The sequence below is a fragment of the secondary endosymbiont of Ctenarytaina eucalypti genome, from assembly GCF_000287335.1.
Taxonomy (GTDB): Bacteria; Pseudomonadota; Gammaproteobacteria; order Enterobacterales; family Enterobacteriaceae.
Genome location: NC_018419.1, coordinates 471505 through 486835, shown reverse-complemented (window position 1 = coordinate 486835; position 15331 = coordinate 471505). Strand labels below are relative to the sequence as shown.

16 protein-coding genes are annotated in these 15331 nt (G+C 44.2%); all 16 read left to right on the top strand.

What is annotated here, in order from left to right:
• The first annotated feature begins 1 nt into the window (after position 1).
• The 16 genes from rpmD (at position 2) to sufS (ending at position 15324) form a co-directional block, all read left to right on the top strand.
• Positions 2–181 (top strand): 50S ribosomal protein L30, encoded by a 180-nt coding sequence (rpmD, locus tag A359_RS01290; RefSeq protein WP_014888010.1) that lies wholly within the window; start codon positions 2–4, stop codon positions 179–181.
• A 3-nt stretch (positions 182–184) separates the two neighbouring features.
• A complete protein-coding gene (gene rplO, locus A359_RS01285) occupies positions 185–619 on the top strand; it encodes a 50S ribosomal protein L15 (RefSeq protein ID WP_014888009.1) in 435 nt (144 codons plus the stop codon).
• Positions 620–626: 7 nt separating this feature from the next.
• Positions 627–1958 (top strand): preprotein translocase subunit SecY, encoded by a 1332-nt coding sequence (gene secY / locus A359_RS01280; protein ID WP_014888008.1) that lies wholly within the window; start codon positions 627–629, stop codon positions 1956–1958.
• Positions 1959–1991: 33 nt separating this feature from the next.
• Positions 1992–2108: a 50S ribosomal protein L36 gene (rpmJ, locus tag A359_RS04225; protein WP_014888007.1), complete on the top strand. Its 117-nt coding sequence runs from the start codon at positions 1992–1994 to the stop codon at positions 2106–2108.
• Positions 2109–2254: 146 nt separating this feature from the next.
• Positions 2255–2611 (top strand): 30S ribosomal protein S13, encoded by a 357-nt coding sequence (gene rpsM, locus A359_RS01275; RefSeq protein WP_044104475.1) that lies wholly within the window; start codon positions 2255–2257, stop codon positions 2609–2611.
• Positions 2612–2627: 16 nt separating this feature from the next.
• Positions 2628–3017: a 30S ribosomal protein S11 gene (gene rpsK / locus A359_RS01270; protein ID WP_014888005.1), complete on the top strand. Its 390-nt coding sequence runs from the start codon at positions 2628–2630 to the stop codon at positions 3015–3017.
• A gap of 32 nt (positions 3018–3049) precedes the next feature.
• Entirely contained in the window at positions 3050–3670 is a 621-nt protein-coding gene (gene rpsD, locus A359_RS01265; RefSeq protein WP_014888004.1) for a 30S ribosomal protein S4, read from the top strand.
• A gap of 25 nt (positions 3671–3695) precedes the next feature.
• Positions 3696–4685, top strand: coding sequence for a DNA-directed RNA polymerase subunit alpha (locus A359_RS01260; RefSeq protein ID WP_014888003.1), 990 nt, complete (start codon positions 3696–3698; stop codon positions 4683–4685).
• 40 nt (positions 4686–4725) lie between these two features.
• Positions 4726–5121, top strand: coding sequence for a 50S ribosomal protein L17 (gene rplQ / locus A359_RS01255; protein WP_014888002.1), 396 nt, complete (start codon positions 4726–4728; stop codon positions 5119–5121).
• Positions 5122–6188: 1067 nt separating this feature from the next.
• Positions 6189–7835, top strand: a complete 1647-nt coding sequence (gene pgm / locus A359_RS01250) for a phosphoglucomutase (alpha-D-glucose-1,6-bisphosphate-dependent) (protein ID WP_014888000.1) — start codon at positions 6189–6191, stop codon at positions 7833–7835.
• Between the two features lie 2414 nt (positions 7836–10249).
• Positions 10250–10651: a Fe-S cluster assembly scaffold SufA gene (gene sufA, locus A359_RS01245; protein WP_014887999.1), complete on the top strand. Its 402-nt coding sequence runs from the start codon at positions 10250–10252 to the stop codon at positions 10649–10651.
• Positions 10638–12146, top strand: coding sequence for a Fe-S cluster assembly protein SufB (sufB, locus tag A359_RS01240; RefSeq protein WP_044104700.1), 1509 nt, complete (start codon positions 10638–10640; stop codon positions 12144–12146). The genes sufA and sufB overlap by 14 nt, the downstream gene beginning before the upstream one ends.
• A 63-nt stretch (positions 12147–12209) precedes the next feature.
• The gene (sufC, locus tag A359_RS01235; RefSeq protein WP_014887997.1) at positions 12210–12950 is read left to right on the top strand and encodes a Fe-S cluster assembly ATPase SufC; all 741 of its coding nucleotides are present in this window, start codon (positions 12210–12212) and stop codon (positions 12948–12950) included.
• Positions 12951–13105: 155 nt separating this feature from the next.
• Positions 13106–13279 (top strand): hypothetical protein, encoded by a 174-nt coding sequence (locus A359_RS04385; RefSeq protein WP_160142715.1) that lies wholly within the window; start codon positions 13106–13108, stop codon positions 13277–13279.
• Between the two features lie 534 nt (positions 13280–13813).
• Positions 13814–14080 carry a SufD family Fe-S cluster assembly protein gene (locus A359_RS01230; protein WP_044104474.1) on the top strand — a complete coding sequence of 89 codons (267 nt, stop codon included), beginning with the start codon at positions 13814–13816 and terminating at the stop codon, positions 14078–14080.
• 20 nt (positions 14081–14100) lie between these two features.
• The gene (sufS, locus tag A359_RS01225) at positions 14101–15324 is read left to right on the top strand and encodes a cysteine desulfurase SufS (RefSeq protein WP_014887995.1); all 1224 of its coding nucleotides are present in this window, start codon (positions 14101–14103) and stop codon (positions 15322–15324) included.
• Positions 15325–15331 lie beyond the last annotated feature (7 nt).

Here is a 15331-nt window from a genome sequence, read left to right as displayed (position 1 = left end):
CATGAAAAATACTCTTAAAATTACTCAGATTCGTAGTGCCATCGGACGTTTACCAAAACACAAGGCAACTCTTTCTGGTTTAGGCCTGAGGCGTATTGGTCATACTGTAGAGCGTGAAGATACCCTCGCAGTACGAGGTATGGTCTATTTAGTTTCCTATATGGTTAAAATTGAGGAGTAAGAGATGCGATTAAATACTCTGTCTCCCGCTAGAGGCTCTAAACACGCATCCAAGCGTCTAGGCCGAGGCATTGGTTCTGGCTTAGGAAAAACTGGCGGACGCGGTCACAAAGGACAGAAGTCCCGTTCTGGCGGCGGCGTACGCCTCGGCTTTGAAGGTGGCCAGATCCCTCTTTATCGTCGTCTGCCAAAATTTGGATTTACATCGCGTAAGTGTATGATCACCGAGGAAGTCCGTCTGTCAGACTTAGCACACGTAGAAGGGACGATCGTGGATCTAAGCGCGCTAAAAGTCGCTAATATCGTTGGCATTCAAACTCAATTCGCTAAAATCATACTATCTGGCGCAGTCAATCGCGCCGTAACTGTGCGTAGCTTGCGTGTCAGCAAAGGAGCGAGTGCCGCAATAGAAGCTGCTGGTGGTAAAATTGAGGAATAAGTAACAGATGGCTAAACGACCGGGGTTAGATTTTCAAAGTGCCAAAAGCGGACTAGGTGAACTAAAACGTAGACTTCTATTTGTTATAGGGGCACTGGTCGTCTTTCGCATAGGCTCTTTTATTCCAATCCCTGGCATTGATGGCACTGTACTTGCAACATTACTTGAGCGGCAGCGAGGTACTATCATTGAAATGTTTAACATGTTTTCTGGCGGTGCGCTCAGTCGAGCTTCTATCTTTGCATTAGGTATCATGCCGTATATTTCAGCATCGATTATTATTCAGCTTCTGACGGTCATTCACCCGGTGCTAGCGGAGATCAAAAAAGAAGGTGAGTCTGGAAGACGTAAAATAGGTCAGTATACGCGCTATGGCGCGTTAATATTGGCAATATTTCAAGCAATCGGTATTGCAACCGGGTTGCCTAATATGCCTGGAATGCAAGGTTTGGTAATTAACCCAGATTGTACTTTTTATTTTACTGCGGTAGTCAGCCTAGTCTGCGGAACAATGTTTTTAATGTGGCTAGGCGAGCAAATTACTGAACGCGGCATCGGTAACGGTATCTCTATGATTATCTTTGCAGGGATTGTTGCGGGTTTACCGCCCGCCATTGCTCACACTATAGAGCAAGCTCGACAAGGAGACATGCATTTTTTTGCTTTGCTATTGATTACAGCTTTAGTATTCTCAGTAACGTTTTTCGTGGTGTTTGTCGAACGCGGTCAACGTCGTATAGTCGTTAATTACGCGAAGAGTCAGCAAGGACGTCGTGTGTATGCAGCCCAGAGTACGCATTTGCCGCTAAAAGTAAATATGGCGGGGGTGATCCCTGCCATATTTGCTTCTAGTATCATACTATTTCCAGCCACCATTGCTTCATGGTTTGGAGGAGGTACGGGGTGGGGTTGGCTTTCTGCGATTGCGATTTATTTACAGCCAGGCCAGCCACTTTATGTGTTACTATATTCAGCGGCAATTATCTTCTTCTGTTTCTTCTATACGGCCTTGTTATTCAATCCGCGCGAGACCGCAGATAACCTAAAGAAGTCTGGTGCATTTTTACCAGGCATACGCCCGGGGGAGCAAACAGCGAGGTATATTGATAAAGTAATGACTCGTCTAACATTAATCGGCGCTATATACATTACTTTTATTTGCCTAATTCCGGAGTTCATGCGTGATGCAATGAAAGTTCCCTTCTATTTCGGGGGGACGTCTTTATTGATTGTTGTAGTAGTCATTATGGATTTTATGGCTCAAGTGCAGACTCTGATGATGTCGAGTCAATACGAGTCCGCATTGAAGAAAGCAAACCTGAAAGGCCATAACCGTTAATGTGGGATGCTTGAAAAATTACGGAGAGTCGAAATGAAAGTTCGTGCTGCCGTCAAGACATTGTGTCGTAACTGCAAAATCGTTAAGCGTAACGGTGTTGTTCGTGTAATTTGTAGTGCTGAACCTAAGCATAAGCAACGTCAAGGCTAATGTTCCGTCATTTTATTCTTGCAAAGTTGCGTTGAGCTGGCTAAATTGACCAGTCAATATTTCTATGTCACTGACAGATTGTGTTAGCATCTCTAAAAAGAGACTTTTCAGAATTATGTTACCGTTAAAATTTTTAGGAGTGCATAGTGGCTCGTATAGCAGGTATTAACATTCCTGATCACAAACATACCGTTATTGCGCTAACGTCAATTTACGGTATAGGCAAAACCCGCTCACAACATATCTGTGCAGCTACGGTTATTGATGAACATGTTAAGATCAGTGAACTGTCTGAAAGCCAGCTTGATACGTTGCGTGACGCAGTGGCAAAGTTTGCCGTCGAAGGTGATCTGCGCCGTGAAGTAACCTTAAGTATTAAGCGTTTAATGGACCTCGGCACCTATAGAGGTTTACGTCATCGTCGCGGTCTTCCGGTCCGCGGTCAGCGTACTAAAACCAATGCCCGGACCCGAAAAGGTCCGAGAAAACCGATCAAGAAATAATCGGGGTGAATAACTAATGGCGAAGGCACCTATTCGTACACGTAAGCGTATTAAAAAACAAGTTTCAGATGGTGTGGCCCATATCCATGCATCTTTCAATAATACCATTGTAACGATCACTGATCGCCAGGGTAATGCGTTAGGTTGGGCGACCTCTGGTGGTTCAGGTTTCCGTGGTTCTCGTAAGTCAACTCCTTTCGCTGCACAGGTTGCAGCAGAACGTTGCGCTGACGCAGTGAAAGAACATGGTATTAAGAGTTTAGAGGTAATGGTTAAAGGCCCAGGTCCTGGCCGTGAGTCTACCGTCCGTGCGTTAAACGCTGTTGGTTTTCGAATCACGAACATTACTGATGTGACGCCTATACCTCATAACGGTTGTCGTCCGCCTAAAAAGCGCCGCGTATAACGCCGCAGATCGGTTGGTCGGAGAAATATAATATGGCAAGATATTTGGGTCCTAAGCTTAAGCTAAGCCGTCGTGAAGGTACAGACCTGTTCCTGAAGTCTGGTTTTCGAACGATTGATGCCAAGTGTAAAATTGAGCAACCGCCTGGTCAGCATGGCGCACGTAAACCGCGTTTGTCTGATTACGGTATACAGTTACGAGAAAAACAAAAAGTTCGTCGCCTTTACGGCGTTCTAGAACGTCAATTTCGAAACTACTATAAACAAGCAGCACGCCTGAAAGGCAATACCGGTGAGAATCTGTTGAAGCTGCTGGAGAGTCGACTCGACAATGTCGTATATCGCATGGGATTTGGGGCTACCCGCGCTGAATCACGGCAATTAGTCAGCCATAAGGCAGTCATGGTGAATGGCCATGTTGTCAACATTGCTTCTCATCAGGTTTCCCCGCATCAGGTTGTCAGCATTTGTGAAAAAGCAAAAAATCAATCCCGTGTTCGTGCCTCGCTGGAACTCATTGAACAACGTGAAAAGCCGCCCTGGATGGAGGTCGACTCTGCTAAGACGTCGGGGGTTTTCAAACGTATTCCAGAACGTACCGATCTGTCTGCGGACATTAATGAACACCTGATCGTCGAACTTTACTCTAAGTAAAGTTTAGTACCAAAGAGAGGACACAATGCAGGGTTCTGTGACAGAGTTTCTAAAACCGCGACTAGTAGATATTGAGCAAGTCACTTTAACACATGCCAAGGTGACGCTTGAGCCCTTAGAGCGTGGCTTTGGCCATACGCTGGGTAATGCACTGCGCCGTATTTTGCTGTCATCTATGCCAGGATGTGCGGTGACTGAGGTTGAGATTGATGGTGTACTGCACGAGTACAGCACGAAAGAAGGTGTACAGGAAGACATCCTAGAGATTCTTCTCAACCTGAAAGGGCTAGCAGTAAGAGTTCAAGGTAAAGACCAGGCTGTTCTGACTCTGAATAAATCCGGCATTAGCCCTGTAACTGCATCTGACATCATACATCAAGGGAATGTTGAAATCGTCAATCCTCAGCATATCTTGTGCCACCTGACCGATGAAAAAGCATCTATTAATATGCGACTCAAGGTTGAGCGTGGACGCGGTTATGTTCCAGCTTCTGCCCGAATGCATTCGGAAGAAGATGAACGCCCAATTGGTCGTCTGCTGTTAGATGCATGTTATAGCCCCGTGGAGCGTATAACTTATAATGTAGAAGCGGCGAGAGTAGAGCAGCGCACTGACCTAGATAAGTTGGTTATCGAACTAGAAACCAATGGCACAATTGATCCTGAAGAGGCGATTCGCCGAGCTGCTACTATTCTTTCTGAACAACTAGAAGCTTTTGTTGACTTACGTGACGTGCGTCAACCGGAAGTCAAAGAATCGAAACCAGAATTTGATCCTATCCTGCTTCGCCCCGTTGATGATCTAGAACTGACTGTCCGTTCTGCTAATTGTCTCAAGGCAGAAGCTATTCATTATATTGGTGATCTAGTACAACGCACTGAGGTTGAGCTGCTAAAAACGCCTAATCTTGGTAAAAAATCTCTTACCGAAATCAAGGATGTGTTAGCTTCTCGTGGGCTATCTCTAGGAATTCGTCTTGAGAACTGGCCTCCGGCAAGTATCGCGGATGAATAACTCGATCATAGGTTAAAGTTTTTCTGAGAAGGATAAGGTTATGCGCCATCGTAAGAGTGGTCGTCTATTAAACCGTAACAACAGCCATCGCCGGGCTATGTTTCGTAACATGGCCGTTTCTTTGGTTCGTCATGAAATCATTAAGACGACTCTGCCAAAAGCAAAAGAACTACGTCGCGTTGTTGAACCATTAATCAGTCTTGCCAAGACCGATAGTCTTGCAAGTCGGCGTCTGGCATTCGCCCGAACTCGTGATAATGAGGTCGTAGCGAAACTGTTTAACGAGCTTGGCGAGCGTTTTTCAAACCGTGCTGGCGGTTATACTCGTGTTTTAAAATGTGGATTCCGTGTAGGCGACAACGCTCCGATGGCATACATAGAACTCGTTGATCATACTGTAACACTCGCCGCAAAAGCAGAAGCAATCGTAGAGTAATGTTTGCACAAGCCCCTCATTAAAAACCGGGTTACCCCCGGTTGATTTATCAGATATCGCGTTTTCTATCCAGAAAACTGTGAGTTATTGGCCTGGTTGGTGATATCATTCGGCAATAAATTTTTATTTTTAGTATTTCATGCATAGTGAGCATACCGCTGCAAGACTTAGCCCCTGCTTTATTTGGAAAAAAGGTAGTGCAGGCGCTAGAGCATGAGCAGTATCATACCTATCCTCATGGTTCAAATCAGAATCTAACTGTCCGTCATGAGCTGCGACAAAAAGGTAATTAATCATCAGTGGTTAATAAGCGTTAGGTCCGCTAACGACCTACTCGTCAAAAAAGGGTATTATGACATAATGAGATGCCGTAAGACGAGCGCTGACTAAGAGGAACTTTTCCCTACAGATGCTTATACGCAATGTATGACTTATATCGGGTCCATAAATTCTTTTCTAACACCACCCTGCTCTTTTTAGGTCTGCGCTTTATCTATTGACAAACCTACATGTTGATTTACTTGTTTAGCAAAAGTAAAGCCCTACTGTAAAGCAGTGCTCTACACTTTAATAGCTGTAAATTTCATCAGGCTTTTACATTAGCGATCACTGAGAGTTATCGCTAATCGCGTATTATGAAACATATAGAGGAGCATATTATGCTTAGATAAAGCATTAGTAGAAGAGATTTTACGTATCTTAGGTGTGCTATTTGCCTCATGAGGTTTGACTGCATGATGGTAAGGTGTTGTAAGAAAGGCATCGCATACTCTCTCGATTCATTAAACCGCTTAAACTCTACAACGTACAATCATGACATGAAACTTCATGAGGCAAATAGCACACCTAAGATGATACATGTCTTTTATGAACATTTGAAAGTAATATAGCATATTTCTTTATTATTCAAGAATTTTAATTCTTTCTGGCTAGAGCGCGAACGAGTCGTTGACTGAATGACAGAACACTTTTTAAAAACACACTAGCAATACTAGTGCCCGATCGTACTGATCATAAAAGTTTGGGTTACGCCTTAGATTGACGTGACTGATAAGGGAGAAGTTCTGATGGTTACTCACCCCCGTTCCGGGCAGCCTGCCCGACAGAGTGATTTAATTAATGTAGCACAATTAACGTCGCAATATTATGTACTCCAGCCTGAACAAGGCAACATTGCCCAGGCGGTAAAGTTTGGCACCTCAGGACATCGAGGCAGCGCAGGACGCTATAGTTTTAACGAAGCCCACATTCTGGCCCTCAGTCAGGCTATTGCTGAGGAGCGTGTTAAGCAGGGTATTCGTGGGCCATGTTATGTTGGCAAAGATACCCATGCCCTCTCCGAACCGGCGTTTATTTCGGTGTTGGAGGTGCTGACCGCCAACCATGTAGATGTTATTGTCCAAACAGATAATGGCTATACGCCGACGCCAGCAATTTCTAATGCTATTTTGATACGTAATCGCTCTGGTAGAGGCGCTCAAGCCGACGGCATTGTTATTACACCCTCTCATAATCCACCAGAAGATGGAGGCATTAAGTATAACTCACCTAAAGGTGGTCCGGCTAATACTAACATCACCCGCGTTATTGAAGCGCGTGCTAATGAGCTTTTAGCAGATAATCTACGTGGTGTACAACGCCTAACGCTAGAAAAAGCCTGGAAAAGCGGTTATGTTCACGTTACGGATTTCGTGCAGCCATGTGTTGAAGGGCTGGCTAGCGTGGTCGATATGCTAGCTATTGAACGCTCTGGGCTAAAATTAGGCGTTGATCCGCTAGGCGGATCCGGAATTGCTTATTGGCAGCGCATTGCTGAGTATTACCGGATAGACTTGACAATAGTAAATGAAGGAATCGATCAGACATTCCGATTTATGCATCTTGACGATGATGGCATGATCCGCATGGACTGTTCATCGGCATCTGCAATGGCGGGGCTACTTATGCTACGTGATAAATTTGACTTGACGTTCGCAAATGATCCGGACCATGATCGGCACGGCATTGTGACAATGTCAGGTTTAATGAACCCAAATCATTATTTGGCAGCTGCGATTCACTATCTCTTTGAACACAGGCCTCAATGGGACGATACAATAGGCGTCGGTAAGACAGTGGTATCCAGCATCATGATTGATCGGGTAGTAGGCAGTCTTAAGCGCCGGCTGATAGAAGTCCCGGTAGGCTTTAAATGGTTTGTAGATGGTCTTTTTAACGGCACCCTTGGTTTCGGTGGCGAGGAAAGCGCTGGCGCGTCATTCCTGAGATTTAACCGTCAGCCTTGGTCCACTGACAAAGACGGGATAATAATGTGTCTGTTGGCGGCGGAAATTACCGCTGTGACTGGCAAAAACCCGCAGCAGCATTATCATGAACTCGAGCGGCGATTTGGCGCGCCTAGTTACAGCCGAATTCAGTCGATGGCTACGCATGAACAGAAAGACATTTTATATAATTTATCTCCTGAAAATATCCGCTCTAGTACGCTGGCGGGCGAACGCATCACTGCCTCATTGACAGCAGCGTCAGGAAATGGCGCCGCTATTGGCGGATTGAAGGTGATGACGCACAACGGCTGGTTTGCAGTCCGACCTTCTGGCACGGAAGATACCTATAAGATCTATTGCGAAAGTTTACTCGGCGAAGAGCACCGCAAGAAGATCGAGAAAGAGGCAGCAGATATCGTGAGCAACATACTTTCAGGAGCAAAATAACTTTTTAAGTGAAATAGAGTAGGTCCGATAAAAAATACAAAGGAGCATGGGAGGTATGTTATTTTTTTTTGGCGAGCCTAAGCCTTAGAGGTTCTTGTGTAAACTATGTCGATGGTCTTAGGCATACCCAGACGCGTAATCTAGTAAAGATCTGTGATCAGACTCATCGAATCTGTGGTCATTATTTAGATTGATGACTGATGTGCATAAGCTATAAGGATGCACTATGAAAAAAATGTTGTTATCTGCTTGCGTTCTAGTCGTAATGCGGATTGAATGCTATGAAATGAACATAAGATATTAGCTGCGTGATATTAAATTTATCAGCTGTAGTTAGAAGTGTTTTATTTCTATTTTCCTATCGAGGATCTCAATTAGATATGAAAAACACTATTATCCATATAATGATATTATCATTTTTAATAAACTGATACTGAAATGCGTATTCAGCATGAACTTGCGGACTGTTTTCATGACTTTAAAAATTATGCAAAGCATGTTAAAGGTGACGTAGCGTCTAGCGCTGTAATTGTTATTTTTGCTGACGTGCAGTAATAATGCAATCTAGTTTTTATATAAAAATATATTACTTCTTTATTAAAGCTCTATTAGACTCAGTCACTCATGGAGTCAGAAATCTCTTTGAAAACATCGAATATTAGATAAATTTTAGAGCATCGTGGTATAGTTATTGTCATAAGTCGTCTTTTATAGAAAAGACAAAGTTGTAATGGTTCACAAACATATTTACAACATAATCCTTACGCATGTTAATGTTTTAAAAGTATAAATAGATCAGTCAGACATTGCTGAGTATATAAACAGAACATGTCTTTTAGATGGCATGGGAGCCCACTATTTTTCTCAGACTCTGTTAGTACACGACGGTTCTAACAATAAAGTAGGCGCCCCTTTTCTGCGGATTCTCTAGGTGTTCGTTGACTCAATGTTTAAACTCATGATACCGCTGATTAAGATAATCAGACTGTTATTTCTTAGAAATCGAATAAAGACCTTTCATCTCAGTAAAAATATCAACGCTTTATAACATTACCCCTTGATGCATTCATGGGATAGTCCTTAAGGTTTTTTCTGTAGGAGGATAAATCACCCCTGAGATACAGTGTTGAGCAACGTAGAAGATGAAGTAAGCGCGATCTTTCACTGAAGAGCGCGATAGATGAAAGTATCGATGATCATTGATCATTGCCCAGTAAAATTTCTGGCTGATTTTTTTAAAGATAACTCTATCGTAAAATTATCAAGCCCTAGGTTGACGGCAACTATGATAGGCGTTATCGTGACATGTAAAACGTAAAATTATAAAGTTAGACCGGATATGTAAAAAGTAGACTCGAAGTGACGCATATTTTTAACAACGCATAATGATATATTATCACGCTTTATTTTTTATAAAAAGTCATGCGAGTGCGCTTGATTACGAGGCATAGATCAGTAACATGCGTAATAATACTTGCATCATCTATGCACTAGGTTATCTTAACTGCAGTTGTCAAAGTTTCTTCTTAATTCAGCAATAAATTCTTAACTGATCGCCTCATATTATAGAGTCGTTACATTCGTCCCTATGGGGTTGTGCTAAAATAAGTAAAAACACATCAATCTTTATTACTAGAGTGTTTTTAAAATCGTAGAAAAGTGGCAATAATGCTGAGTTGTAACCCAAAAGAGTTTCACCGAATCTTTTGTTGAGGCCTATAGATGTTTGAACATAAGTAACAGCCATCTTTGAATTGAAAAAATTATTTTTCACATCAAGAATTTACATACTTACGAAGTAGAATAGATATGTCAAATCCTTGCTTTTATTAAATAAAATTACTCATTTCTATGTCCTGGGTGTATCATTCAGCTTATTAGACTGAGCATCTTTATTTTATTAAAGAGGTGATACAGCTTACTAACTAACGGTATACCCTCTTTTGGTTTTATCAAACCTCTAACTGACTTTGCGTCAGAGGTTTGATTGTAATGATGATGAAATATTTCTGCGCGGTATTCTGAACAGAATCTGCATGCATTTAACAATGCGACTTGTCCAGCGCGAAGTCTTCATGAATCCTACTGTATTCAACAAATCTTACTATTTATTGATTGTGAAAATATGAAAAAATTTTCGTCTACTATACAATAATTTATTGATATAAATAGCGAGAGGTTACAAAAGTAAAAAAGGATTTTTTGATCTATGTTTATAATGAAGGCATTAGTTTTGACGTGGCCTTAAATAATTTATGTTATTAAAGAATGATGGCGGTATTCTTCGATGGAGGTGATATCTTTTCCCTATAACAATAGCCGAACCTGCGATCAAGGGGATATTGAAGAAAGAATAATACTCTTTAATATAGTTCGGGTCTGGTATTAGCTTGTAACATCATGAGGTCACCCTTATGCAAGTAGACAAGAAGGTTGAGCGGTTCTCCCTTGAAGAGTATGTCTGGCGCGGCCTGACGCTAACAGATGCCGCTGCCCGTCAGATCCGGCGCCTCGTGGAAAATAACCCATCCATGCTAGGATTGCGGCTTAACGTGAAACACTCTGGCTGTGCCGGTTTCGTCTATGTTTTGGAGCATGCGAGCCAGGATGCGGGCAGCGATCGGCTATATGAGCATAAAGGGGCCAGATTGTATGTGGCACTAAAAGCGATGCCTTTCATCGACGGCACGGAACTAGATTACGTGCATGAGGGCCTGAATCATGTATTTAAATTTAACAACCCCAAAGCTCAGTTTGCCTGCGGATGCGGCGAAAGCTTTGGTCTTAGAGCGATGAATGATTATGGCACGCAGTAGCAATACTGATACACTTCAAAAGCTTAAAGGTACTCAACCCTGGGTGAAAAGGGAGAGATATAAGCAGGGATTCTTTACCCAACTGGCGACCGAAGAGCTTGCATTCGGCATCAGCGAAGATGTGGTCCGTGCCATCTCGGCGAAACGCCAAGAGCCGAGATGGATGCTAGAGTTTCGTCTTGATGCCTATCAGGCTTGGATGAAAATGAATGAGCCACACTGGCTGAAAGCCCACTACAAACCGCTTGAATATAACGATTATAGCTACTATTCAGCTCCGCTTTGCGGAGCTGGAGATGATACTTGCGGGACCCATTGCGACCCTACGCACCATTCTGAGGGGATAGAAGCGAAAAATTATCTGACTGATGAAGTAGAACGGGCGTTTAACCAGCTCGGCGTGCCAGTCCATGAAGGTAGCAACGTCGCGGTAGATGCAATTTTCGATTCAGTATCGGTTTCAACTACTTATCGCGATAAACTAGCAGAGCAGGGTATTATCTTCTGTTCTTTTAGCGATGCGATTCATAACCATCCGGAACTGGTACGTCAATATCTAGGTAGCGTGGTACCGGCTCACGATAACTTTTTTGCGGCGCTCAACTCAGCAGTTGCCTCCGACGGTACGTTTGTTTATTTACCAAAAGGTGTGCGATGTCCAATGGAGCTGTCAACTTATTTTCGCATTAACGCTGCTAAAACTGGTCAGTTTGAACGCACAATCCTTATTGCCGATGAAGGTAGTTATGTCAGCTATATAGAGGGCTGCTCAGCACCTGCGCGTGAAAACTATCAACTGCATGCAGCTACGGTAGAAGTGATTGTGCTGAAAGATGCGGAAGTGAAGTATTCTACCGTACAAAACTGGTTTGCGGGCTGCGAGACTGAGGGCGGCATTCTTAACTTCGTTACCAAGCGCGCACTGTGTGCGGGTGAGAACGCCAAAATGTCCTGGACTCAATCCGAGACAGGCTCAGCAATCACCTGGAAGTACCCGAGCGTAATTCTGCGCGGCGACAACTCAGTTGGGGAGTTTTTTTCGGTAGCGTTGACGAACGGCCACCAACAGGCAGATACCGGCACTAAGATGATTCATATCGGCAAGAATACCCGCTCTACGATCATCTCCAAGGGGATTGCGGCCGGCAAGAGCGACAATACCTATCGCGGGTTGGTCAAGATTATGCCGACGGCTACTAACGCGCGTAACTTTACCCAGTGTGACTCCATGCTAATCGGCAGTGAATGTGGTGCACATACTTTTCCTTATATGGAAGTGCGCAATAACACCGCTCAGCTAGAGCATGAGGCCACTACTTCGCGCATCGGCGAAGATCAGTTATTTTACTGCCGCCAGCGTGGTATCGGCGAAGATGATGCGATTTCGATGATTGTTAATGGATTTTGCAAAGACGTTTTCTCGGAATTACCTCTGGAGTTTTCAGTAGAAGCGCAAAAATTACTGGCTATCAGCCTTGAACATAGCGTGGGTTGAAGAGCGCGCTACCGAGGTTGCTGCTCGATCGCGAGGATACACCGGATCAAGGGAAAGTGACACATGTTATCGATTAAAGATCTGAACGTTAGCGTTGCGGGCAATGCTATTCTCAAGGGAATTAGCTTAGCAGTGAAACCCGGTGAGGTTGATGCCATAATGGGGCCAAATGGTTCCGGGAAGAGTACCCTGTCAGGGACACTTGCCGGGCGAGAAGACTATGAAGTCATATCGGGGGAGGTTTTGTTTAAAGGCTGCAATTTACTCGCGCTGGAACCGGAACAGCGCGCCGGGGAAGGAGTCTTCATGGCGTTTCAATATCCGGTTGAAATCCCGGGTGTTAGTAACCATTTTTTCCTGCAAACAGCCGTGAATGCCGTACGTACATACCGCGAGCAGCCAGTACTAGACCGCTTTGATTTTGCTGATTTCATTGAATCTAAGATTGCACTGCTAAAAATGCCTACTGACCTGTTGACTCGGGCAGTTAACGTCGGCTTTTCCGGCGGTGAGAAAAAACGTAATGATATTTTACAAATGGCAGCGCTAGAGCCGGATTTATGCATTCTAGATGAAACTGACTCCGGTTTAGATATTGATGCTTTGAAAATTGTTGCTCATGGCGTGAATACTCTGCGCGATGGTAAACGTTCTTTTATTATCATCACGCACTATCAGCGTATTCTGGACTACATTCAACCTGACCACATTCATGTGTTATATCAGGGCAGAATTGTGAAATCCGGTGATTTCTCCTTGGCTAAACAGCTTGAGGAGAAAGGATATGGCTGGCTGACCTCATAACAGTAATGTCTACGTGCTGAGACAGTGTCATAAATTATCTGTCGGTGGTGATAGCGCTCTAGGCTTCGCTCAAGTAGCAGTTCAGCACTCTAGGTGGCTTACTAAAAATAAGAGCTATGTAAAGATCCTAGATTAATGAGACGTTAGTGTAGGTTTTGAGCACAGATACACGCCCCGGTGGCTATGCTTCCGCTGATTGCGATACACGAATCCTGACGCTAGACGCCTACGGTTTAGTGTATACTAGCGACTGTTTGCGCGACTGCTTTACAGAAGATAAAGGTAGTAGAGAAAATTATTCTAGCCATGCTGTCGCATTCCTGTCTTGATGAACCTGGTGGTCTAAAAGACTTCTTCTGCGCATATTAAGCTACAGACGGTAGCTCGATACTCGTGCCGAAGCAAAGAGATGAATCCTTTTTAATCAAACATTACGTCGATATAGGCATCCCAGGACATCTGGCAGGGCACCCTGTAATCTGTGTGCGCCTCCCATGACAGAATAGAGCGATAATCCATAAAAATCAGGTTTGGCAAGTCGTGCTCTAGCAATTAGTAAGCTTATTACGATATCGCTGTGCGCCCACTAGATGCAGCGCTAAATAGCAGTGCATTGATCCTGGCTCAAGCTTAACTGAGCATCAAAGCAGCATACGACTTCACAGTCCAGAGTGCAATCTTGAGATCAATTCTCCTCTGCTGCTTTCGGTGCAGAATATCACGCATGCCTTCAGTGCTTCTCGAATACAAGACAGCCTATTACCATTTGCCAGATCTGGTGATAGATTGCAATTGCGGTACGTATTGATTCAATATCCCTTACTAACATAACGAAATATGTGATTAAGACTGGGGGTCAGGTGATGAAAAGTAACAGGCTGCATGCTCAACCGATGGTGGTCGATAGAAAATTCCAGCTAGAAATAATGTACATTAATAATGCGAAATGTGACTACGAAGAGACTGCTGCCCTGATCGAACAGAAAGAGGTATTCTACCTACGCTCGAACGGCATCGCCCAAGATAACGCCCAGAAGATGATAATGCATTCTTTCTCGATCACAAGAATGGAAGCGATTAATTACGATGCAGTGCATAATACGGTTCTGGTTGGTGCGTATCTTCAATGATTTACAGAGGAGGAGGAAGAATGACCTATCCAATTATTCGCATCCGGTCTGATTTTCCTATTCTAGCACGGCGAGTGAATGGTCGGCCGCTAACTTATCTCGATAGTGCAGCAAGCGCGCAAAAGCCTAACGTCGTTATTGATTCTCAAAGCGAGTATTATCGACAGGGATATGCCGCAGTTCACCGTGGTATTCATACCTTAAGCAATGAAGCCACGATTCGCATGGAAAGCGTACGAGCACAGGTGGCGTGCTTTATTCATGCTGCGTTACCGGATGAAATTATTTTCGTCAAAAGCGCGACTGAAGGAATCAATTTAGTAGTCAATAGCTGGGGGCGCCACAATCTACAGTCCGGTGATAATATTATCATCACCGAAATGGAGCATCACGCGAATATTGTGCCCTGGCAAATGCTGGTCAAGGAAAAGCAACTATCGCTACGATACATTCCTTTGCTTCCCAATGGAATGCTCGACATTGCTCGATTGCCAGCTTTGATCGATGCGCGTACTCGCTTGCTCGCTATCACTCAGGTATCCAATGTTCTCGGTATCTGTAATCCACTACAAGAGCTGATTGCCTCGGTGCGTGCTGAAAGCGAAGTGGTTGTATTGGTCGATGGCGCGCAGGGCATCATGCATCAGACAGTAGATGTACAGGCGCTGGACTGCGATTTTTATGTGTTCTCTGGACATAAGCTGTATGGTCCTTCAGGCATTGGTGTTCTCTACGCTAAAAAAGCGCTACTGGACGCGATGCCGCCATGGGAAGGAGGTGGATCGATGATCCGTACTGTTAGTTTGACCAAAGACACGATCTTTAACGATCCGCCCTGGCGTTTTGAGGCGGGTTCGCCTAATACAGCCGGCATGATCGGGCTATGCGCTGCCATCAACTATGTTGAGCAGATTGGGCTTAATAACATTCAGTCTTACGAGAATGAGCTGATGCGCTATGCGCTTGAAGCACTGCATCAGGTTCCAAGCTTAACCCTGTATGGGCCCGATGCTCGTATCGGCGTAATCGCTTTTAATTTGGGGCAGCATCATGCCTATGATGTAGGCAGCTTTCTTGATCAGTATGGCATAGCTATTCGTACTGGCCACCATTGCGCCATGCCGTTGATGACCCATTTTCGGGTGCCCAGCATGTGCCGTGCCTCTCTAGCAATGTACACTAACCGCGAAGATATTGACCGGTTAGTATCCGGTCTATTACGAGTGCAGAGTTTGCTAGACTGATTGATAC

What these genes read in the sequence shown, in the direction of transcription:
- rpmD (WP_014888010.1), top strand. Translation starts at nt 2, where the DNA reads ATGAAAAATACTCTTAAAATTACTCAGATTCGTAGTGCCATCGGACGT.
- rplO (WP_014888009.1), top strand. Translation starts at nt 185, where the DNA reads ATGCGATTAAATACTCTGTCTCCCGCTAGAGGCTCTAAACACGCATCC.
- secY (WP_014888008.1), top strand. Translation starts at nt 627, where the DNA reads ATGGCTAAACGACCGGGGTTAGATTTTCAAAGTGCCAAAAGCGGACTA.
- rpmJ (WP_014888007.1), top strand. Translation starts at nt 1,992, where the DNA reads ATGAAAGTTCGTGCTGCCGTCAAGACATTGTGTCGTAACTGCAAAATC.
- rpsK (WP_014888005.1), top strand. Translation starts at nt 2,628, where the DNA reads ATGGCGAAGGCACCTATTCGTACACGTAAGCGTATTAAAAAACAAGTT.
- rpsD (WP_014888004.1), top strand. Translation starts at nt 3,050, where the DNA reads ATGGCAAGATATTTGGGTCCTAAGCTTAAGCTAAGCCGTCGTGAAGGT.
- A359_RS01260 (WP_014888003.1), top strand. Translation starts at nt 3,696, where the DNA reads ATGCAGGGTTCTGTGACAGAGTTTCTAAAACCGCGACTAGTAGATATT.
- rplQ (WP_014888002.1), top strand. Translation starts at nt 4,726, where the DNA reads ATGCGCCATCGTAAGAGTGGTCGTCTATTAAACCGTAACAACAGCCAT.
- pgm (WP_014888000.1), top strand. Translation starts at nt 6,189, where the DNA reads ATGGTTACTCACCCCCGTTCCGGGCAGCCTGCCCGACAGAGTGATTTA.
- sufA (WP_014887999.1), top strand. Translation starts at nt 10,250, where the DNA reads ATGCAAGTAGACAAGAAGGTTGAGCGGTTCTCCCTTGAAGAGTATGTC.
- sufB (WP_044104700.1), top strand. Translation starts at nt 10,638, where the DNA reads ATGGCACGCAGTAGCAATACTGATACACTTCAAAAGCTTAAAGGTACT.
- sufC (WP_014887997.1), top strand. Translation starts at nt 12,210, where the DNA reads ATGTTATCGATTAAAGATCTGAACGTTAGCGTTGCGGGCAATGCTATT.
- A359_RS01230 (WP_044104474.1), top strand. Translation starts at nt 13,814, where the DNA reads ATGAAAAGTAACAGGCTGCATGCTCAACCGATGGTGGTCGATAGAAAA.
- sufS (WP_014887995.1), top strand. Translation starts at nt 14,101, where the DNA reads ATGACCTATCCAATTATTCGCATCCGGTCTGATTTTCCTATTCTAGCA.